8 protein-coding genes are annotated in these 6,921 nt (G+C 43.0%); 5 read left to right on the top strand and 3 right to left on the bottom strand.

From position 1 onward, the window contains the following. The 4 genes from accB to rpiB all read left to right on the top strand — a co-directional run. On the top strand, positions 1 to 290 hold a 290-nt coding region (gene accB / locus DDR33_RS26795; RefSeq protein WP_238387905.1), incomplete at its 5' end, for an acetyl-CoA carboxylase biotin carboxyl carrier protein. Between the two features lie 84 nt (positions 291 to 374). Beyond that, on the top strand, positions 375 to 1,727 hold the full coding sequence (gene accC, locus DDR33_RS22470; protein WP_109418047.1) for an acetyl-CoA carboxylase biotin carboxylase subunit: 1,353 nt from the start codon (positions 375 to 377) through the stop codon (positions 1,725 to 1,727). A gap of 63 nt (positions 1,728 to 1,790) precedes the next feature. Next, complete coding sequence (gene tatC, locus DDR33_RS22465) at positions 1,791 to 2,663, top strand: twin-arginine translocase subunit TatC (RefSeq protein WP_109418046.1); 873 nt, start codon at positions 1,791 to 1,793, stop codon at positions 2,661 to 2,663. 72 nt (positions 2,664 to 2,735) lie between these two features. Beyond that, positions 2,736 to 3,170, top strand: coding sequence for a ribose 5-phosphate isomerase B (rpiB, locus tag DDR33_RS22460; protein WP_109418063.1), 435 nt, complete (start codon positions 2,736 to 2,738; stop codon positions 3,168 to 3,170). An 86-nt stretch (positions 3,171 to 3,256) separates the two neighbouring features. Here rpiB and DDR33_RS22455 read toward each other — a convergent pair whose 3' ends face one another. Together DDR33_RS22455 and DDR33_RS22450 are read right to left on the bottom strand one after the other, a co-directional pair. After that, a complete protein-coding gene (locus DDR33_RS22455; protein WP_109418045.1) occupies positions 3,257 to 3,733 on the bottom strand; it encodes a hypothetical protein in 477 nt (158 codons plus the stop codon). A gap of 191 nt (positions 3,734 to 3,924) precedes the next feature. Next, entirely contained in the window at positions 3,925 to 4,401 is a 477-nt protein-coding gene (locus tag DDR33_RS22450; RefSeq protein WP_109418044.1) for a hypothetical protein, read from the bottom strand. 381 nt (positions 4,402 to 4,782) lie between these two features. Between DDR33_RS22450 and DDR33_RS22445 the strand changes: the two genes are divergently transcribed. Further along, positions 4,783 to 5,661 (top strand): FKBP-type peptidyl-prolyl cis-trans isomerase, encoded by an 879-nt coding sequence (locus DDR33_RS22445; protein WP_109418043.1) that lies wholly within the window; start codon positions 4,783 to 4,785, stop codon positions 5,659 to 5,661. Between the two features lie 115 nt (positions 5,662 to 5,776). Here DDR33_RS22445 and DDR33_RS26025 read toward each other — a convergent pair whose 3' ends face one another. Then, entirely contained in the window at positions 5,777 to 6,889 is a 1,113-nt protein-coding gene (locus DDR33_RS26025; RefSeq protein WP_109418062.1) for a M42 family metallopeptidase, read from the bottom strand. Positions 6,890 to 6,921: the final 32 nt, after the last annotated feature.

Raw genomic sequence — 6,921 nt, 5'->3', positions numbered from 1 at the left:
AGGCTCAAGCTCCTGTTAAGGTCTCTGCAGAAACAGAAGATACTTCAAAATATCTGACTATCAAATCGCCTATGATCGGTACTTTTTACCGTTCAGCAGGTCCGGACAAAGCTTCATTTGTGAATGTTGGTGATGAGGTGAAGGCTGGCCAGGTGGTGTGTATCATAGAGGCAATGAAATTATTCAATGAAATAGAATCTGAAATCTCAGGCAGAATCGTAAAGGTCCTTGTCGAGAATTCAAGTCCTGTTGAATATGACCAGCCATTATTCCTGGTCGAACCTGCCTAAAAATATGTTATTGATGTGCAAATTTGCAGGGGTGGAAACATCTGCATATTTGCACATTCTTTTTATTGTACACAGAAGGAAGTTATGTTTAAAAAGATACTAATTGCAAACCGCGGAGAAATAGCTTTACGTATTATCCGTACCTGTAAAGAGATGGGAATAAAGACGGTAGCTGTATATTCTACAGCTGACCGGGAAAGTTTACATGTCAGGTTTGCGGACGAGGCTGTTTGTATCGGGCCTCCGGCCAGTAAGGATTCTTACCTGAATATTCCGAATATCATTTCGGCAGCGGAGCTCACGAATGCCGATGCTATTCATCCCGGATATGGATTTTTATCTGAAAACGCTAAATTCTCTGCAATTTGCAGAGACTACCATATCAAGTTCATTGGCGCAACGCCCGAGCAGATCAATGCGATGGGAGATAAGGCTTCGGCTAAGGAAACGATGAAGACCGCAGGTGTGCCTACCATTCCCGGATCTGACGGACTGGTTTCTGATGTAAAGGAAGGTATCGGAATTGCCAATGAAATTGGATATCCGGTAATACTGAAGGCTACAGCCGGTGGCGGCGGCCGTGGTATGAGGATTGTGTGGAAAGATGAGGATTTTGAGGCTGCATGGGATTCTGCCAGGATGGAAGCAGGCGCTGCTTTTGGAAATGACGGGATATACCTGGAAAAATACGTTGAAGATCCCAGGCATATTGAAATCCAAATTATAGGAGATCAGTATGGAAAAGTGTGTCATTTATCTGAGAGAGATTGTTCGATCCAGAGAAGGCATCAGAAGCTGGTGGAGGAATCTCCCTCTCCTTTCATGACAGATACCCTGCGTGAAAAGATGGGTGAAGCCGCCGTCAAAGGTGCAAAGGCTGTAAATTACGAGGGAGCCGGAACGATCGAATTCCTGGTGGATAAGCACAGGAACTTCTATTTCATGGAGATGAATACCCGTATCCAGGTGGAGCACCCGGTAACAGAGGAGGTAATTAACTACGATCTTATAAAGGAACAGATCCGGGTGGCAGCAGGTGTCCCTATATCCGGAAGGAATTATACCCCTGCTAAACATGCTATCGAATGCCGGATTAACGCAGAAGACCCGGCTAACGGGTTCAGGCCGTCTCCGGGAAGAATAACTATCTTTCATTCGCCGGGTGGTCATGGAGTTCGTGTGGATACTCATGTTTACGCGGGATATCAGATTCCTCCTAATTACGATTCGATGATCGCTAAACTGATCTGCACCGGGCAAACACGTGAGGAGGCAATTTCTACTATGGAGCGTGCGTTAAGTGAATTTGTGATTGAAGGAGTGAAAACTACAATTCCTTTCCATTGCCAACTGATGAAGGACCCTAATTTCAGAGCGGGGAACTTTACAACGAAGTTTATGGAGAGTTTTGAATTTGAGGAAGACTCAGCTCTCTAAACGATATTTTTTAAGGTGTGGTGAAGCCACAGAATTCAGAAACAAGGCATCTTTGAAAGTACAATGAGCAATAACAGGGGAAAAAAGCTTCTTGACTCAATAAAAGAAAAAGGACAGAATCTGGAGGCAGAAATGTCCTTTTTCGACCATCTTGAGGTATTGAGGTGGCACCTTATCCGTTCTTGTATTGCTATTGTTGTATTTACCAGTCTCGCCTTTGGCTACTACGATTTTATCTTCGATAAGGTCATTATGGGGCCTAAAAGCCCGGGCTTCTGGACGTACCGGATGATGTGCCAGATTGCCGATCGCTTTCATCTTTCGGCAGACTATTGCATTAAGGAGATTAAGTTCAATATTATCAATACTGAGATGGCGGGGCAGTTCACCCTGCAATTAAATTCCTCATTGCTGGCGGGGGTGGTATTGGGATTTCCTTATCTTTTATATGAGATATGGAGGTTTATAAAGCCAGGCCTTACAGATAAAGAAAGGACTTCAGCCAGTGGATTTGTGTTTTACGCTACCTTTTTATTTATTCTGGGGATATTGTTTGGGTATTATATTATAGCACCTTTATCTATTACCTTTCTGGCTAACTATACGGTCAGCAACATTATCCAGAACCAGATAACAATAGACTCTTATCTGTCGTCTGTAGCCACCCTCACCCTTGGTACAGGTGTTGTATTCGAATTGCCGATCCTGATCTTTATCCTGTCGAAGATAGGCATTATGACGCCCCGGTTTATGAGGGCTTCGAGACGATATTCTACTGTGATCATTCTGATCATTGCAGCTGTTATTACTCCAACTCCTGATATTCTGACAATGCTAACCGTTAGTTTCCCACTATTTATCCTGTATGAGGTCAGTATAATGATTTCCGCACGGGTAGAGAAGCGAAGGGAGAAAGCATTGATGAGCAGGGATTAGTAATAAAGTAAATTAACCGGTCTTTGTAATGTCATGCTGGAACCTAAGCGGGGACAGCGAATCAAATTCAAAATGGATAACAATATTTCAATAGCTATTGGTTCAGACCACGCAGGGTTTGAATATAAGGAGATGCTCAGAGAGTTTTTAAAGGATTTGGAGCTTAAAGACTTTGGAACTTACAGTGCGGAGTCTGCCGATTATCCTGATTTTGCACACCCTGTATCTATGGCAGTAGAAGAGGGAAAGTTTACCTTCGGTATACTCGTTTGCGGAAGCGCTAACGGGGTGGCAATCACGGCAAACAAGCACAAAGGGATCCGGGCTGCGATATGCTGGACAGAAGAGCTGGCTGAACTTGCCAGGATGCATAATAATGCGAATGTTCTCTGTGTTCCGGCCCGCTTTATCAGTAAGGAACTGGCGAAAGATATTACTACCCGTTTTCTTGAAACGGCGTTTGAAGGCGGCAGGCACGCTACGAGGGTAGGAAAGATCTCGTGTTAGAACGGAGAGGTGAGCCTTTGAAATTTCCGGGTTATGAGTTATGATTGGTTGAAATACATAACTCATAACCCGGAATACATAAGTCCTTAAAACGTTAGTCTTATAGACAGTCCGAACTGACCTGCCTTAAAGTCTGCTTCCGGTGCGAACTGCAAAGCCGGCTTCCAGTCGAATGAAAGATTGATCGGAGCTTCTGCAAAATGATAATCAAGACCTAATACGCCATCGGCACTCAGGAGAAAGTCGTTTTTATCAATCAACTTATAGTCCATGCCTCCAACCGAGACACCTGCTCCGTAAAACCAGCGGAGGTTGCCATATTCAAAATCAATCGGATTGTGTACCTCATACAATCCTGTGAAGCGGACAGCGGAATAAGCATTCTTACTTTTGAAACTTAAGATGAAGTCAATTGCACGATCCTCTTCGAGGAAAGTTTTGAATGTAATGCCTGTATAGTCGCCTACCCTGACACCTGCTGCATTTTTGTACTGAGCCTCTGCACGGTTGTTGATCATAGCAAAAGCTGCTGTTAAAGATAGAAAGATGAATAGTTTTTTCATTTGAAAAAGAGTATTAAAGCAGGCAAATGTAAAAATTAATCGTTAACTGCCTCCTGTTTTATAAGACGAGTCAATATCTGTCAGGGTTACAGGTGTGATAAAATAAAAGGAGTATACATAAAAAAAAGAGGCTTGAACCAGATCGGTTCAGCCTCTTTAATTGTATAGAGCGTTAACTTAGATGTCTGAAATTAAAATGCGTAGCGGAACGAAAGTCCGAAACGAGCTGCCTGGGTATCGGTATCCGGGCTCACGAGGAACATAGGTCTCCAGTCGAATCCGAAGTTCAGGGGCACATTCGGGATTTTATATTCGAGACCGGCTACCGGCCTTATAGCAATGCCTGTATCATTATCTCCGAAAAGTATCTGAGGTCCCAATCCTGCGTACCATTTTAAACCAGGTGCATTTGGGATGGGTGCTGTATATTCGTATTCAGCTTCCAGTCCTACTACATCGCCTTCAAAGAAGAGCAAACTTGCATCGACTGCACCTGTTTGTGTGAAATGATGCTTAACGTTGAAACCTACTCCTGTAGATCCGTCGCCAAGATCCACTCTGAGACCAGCTGCGGTTCTGTAACTTGAGCCAGAAGCACGGCTTTGTGCATAGCTGAATGATGCCAGACAGGTTAATAGTAGAAGAATAGCAGATAGTTTTGTTTTCATTTGTGCAAATTGTTTTAAGTGATGTTAAAAAGTCATAAGCAGGTCTTCCCTTCCCATGGACAGATGCTTATGTGGCTTTTCATTTCAATAGATTAAAGTTTTTAATTTTGAACTAAAACGCGGCGTTTGAAAGTTTTGTTTTTGGTTTTTTAATTTTCCCCGGGCGAAACGATCTTGTGACGGCATGAAATATATGGGGGCATGCAAGGTCTCTTTTTTCTAATGCTTTGAGCTTCACTGAAAACGATGCAGAAGCATACTGAATGTAAAAAAATGTTAAAGCTTAGTATTTGAAGATTAAAAAGATAAATTTGCAGACGAAAAGCCGTGTTTGGTAGCATTGAACGCCTGGCTTTCGTATTATAATGTAAAAACAGACGGATGCGAACAATGACATACAAGGTTTACTTTTTTGTTTTACTTCTTGCGGCGGTGATCACGGGGTGTGAAAAGAGTTATGAAAGTATTGAAACAGAAGATGAGAAGAATATACAGGCATACATTCAGAAGAACGGCCTGAATGTAACACAGTATGATACTACCGGTATATACTACCAGATTACTTCTACCCCTCCGGAGCAGGCTGATAGTCTTGATTATACCAAGCAACTTCCTATAATTTATACGGTGAGATCACTCGATGGTGCTTATTCTTCGCAGGATACTGTTCTCAACCGGTATGGGAATTACTTTGGATATTTTTCTCCTGCTGGTATCAGGGATATTGTTAAAAGGGCGCTTAAAAAGCAGGGAGGGGAAATCCGTATTATCGTTCCTTCGCGGAAAGCCTATGGAAGGAGCGGAAATAAAACTCTGGGCATCCCGGGTAACGCATCCCTTGACTATACGATTAAAGTGCTTGAAAGCAAAAAACTGCCTCAGTATGAAGACGGGATGATCAGGAAGTACCTTGAAAGAGAAGGACTCACTGGTTTTACAAGGACTGAGTCGGGATTGTTTTATAAGATTCTAGAGCAGGGAACGGGGAGCAGTATTACAATAGATTCTACCGTAACGACTGACTATACTGGTAAATTGCTTAATGGACAGGTGTTTGATTCACGAACATCCAGCGTGTTTTCTTTAACTGATCCCGGTTTGCGACAAGGGTGGAAGGAAGCGCTTCCTTTGTTAAAAGAGGGAGGTTCAATCAGAATGGTATTTCCATCTCCCCTGGGTTATGGCATTACAGGGTACTCAGGTATTCCAGCTTTTTCGCCATTGGATTTTGAAGTAAAGGTTACCGCGGTCTCCAATTGACGACCCAATCATTAATAAGAAATTTAAAAGGGCAGCGAACGGGAATTATTCGCTGCCCTTTTTCTTTGGTGTCCTATGAGTAATTATAACGGACTTTTTACAGGAATATTTCGCCTTACTTAATATATCTGAAATCTTGTCCCGATTCGATCTTCAAGAGAGATTCGTAGATCAGGCGAATCACATTGTCAACGTCTTCTTTATGAACCATTTCCACTGTCGTATGCATATAGCGGAGGGGAAGTGAAATGAGGGCCGAGACCACACCGTCATTGGAGTATGCGAATGCATCGGTATCAGTACCTGTCCATCTTGAAGATGCCTGACGCTGGAACGGAATCTTGTTATCCTGGGCGGCTGCAATAAGCAGCTTGTTAAAGTTGTTGTGTACAGAAGGGGCATAAGACAATACAGGGCCTTTTCCGCATGCAAGGTCACCCTGGGTGATCTTATTGATCATAGGGGTTTGGGTGTCGTGAGTAACATCCGTAATAATCGCAAGGTTCGGCTTTATCCTGTTGGCAATCATTTCAGCACCACGAAGCCCTACCTCTTCCTGAACTGCATTGACGATGTACAATCCAAACGGAAGGGTCTTCTTATTTTCTTTCAGAAGGCGCGCAACTTCCGCAATCATGAATCCGCCCACCCTGTTATCCAGAGCTCTTCCGACATAGTAGCGGTTGTTTAATACCATGAATTCGTCTTCATAGGTTACTACACAACCCACATGGATCCCTAATGCTTCCACTTCTTCCTGAGATGTGCAGCCGCAATCAAGGAAAATGTTCTTTAATGTGGGAGCCTCTTCTTTTTCGCCGTTACGCGTATGGATAGCCGGCCAGCCAAATACGGCCTTTACAATGCCCTTGTCTGTGTGAATGTTCACTCTTTTGGAAGGAGCAATCTGATGATCCGATCCGCCGTTTCTGATCACATAAATTAAGCCGTCTTTGGTGATGTAATTTACGAACCAAGAAATTTCATCGGAGTGGGCTTCTATGACCACTTTATATTCAGCCTGGGGATTGATAACACCAACAGCTGTACCATAATTGTCTACATAATGTTCGTCAATATATGGTTTAATATAATCCAGCCAGAGTTTCTGGCCTTCCCATTCAAACCCGGTAGGAGAGGGATTGTTAATGTATTTTTCTAAAAACTTAAGGGATTCGCCGGTTACAACCGGAACATGTTTTTCATTTTCCTCACTGTTTGTATTCATTTTTAATTCTCCTTTGAATGCAAAGATAAGTT

The organism is Pararcticibacter amylolyticus (assembly GCF_003130405.1).
GTDB classification, from domain to species: Bacteria; Bacteroidota; Bacteroidia; order Sphingobacteriales; family Sphingobacteriaceae; genus Arcticibacter; species Arcticibacter amylolyticus.
Note: the sequence above shows the minus strand (reverse complement) of the source record. Positions and strands in the feature narration are given on the sequence as shown.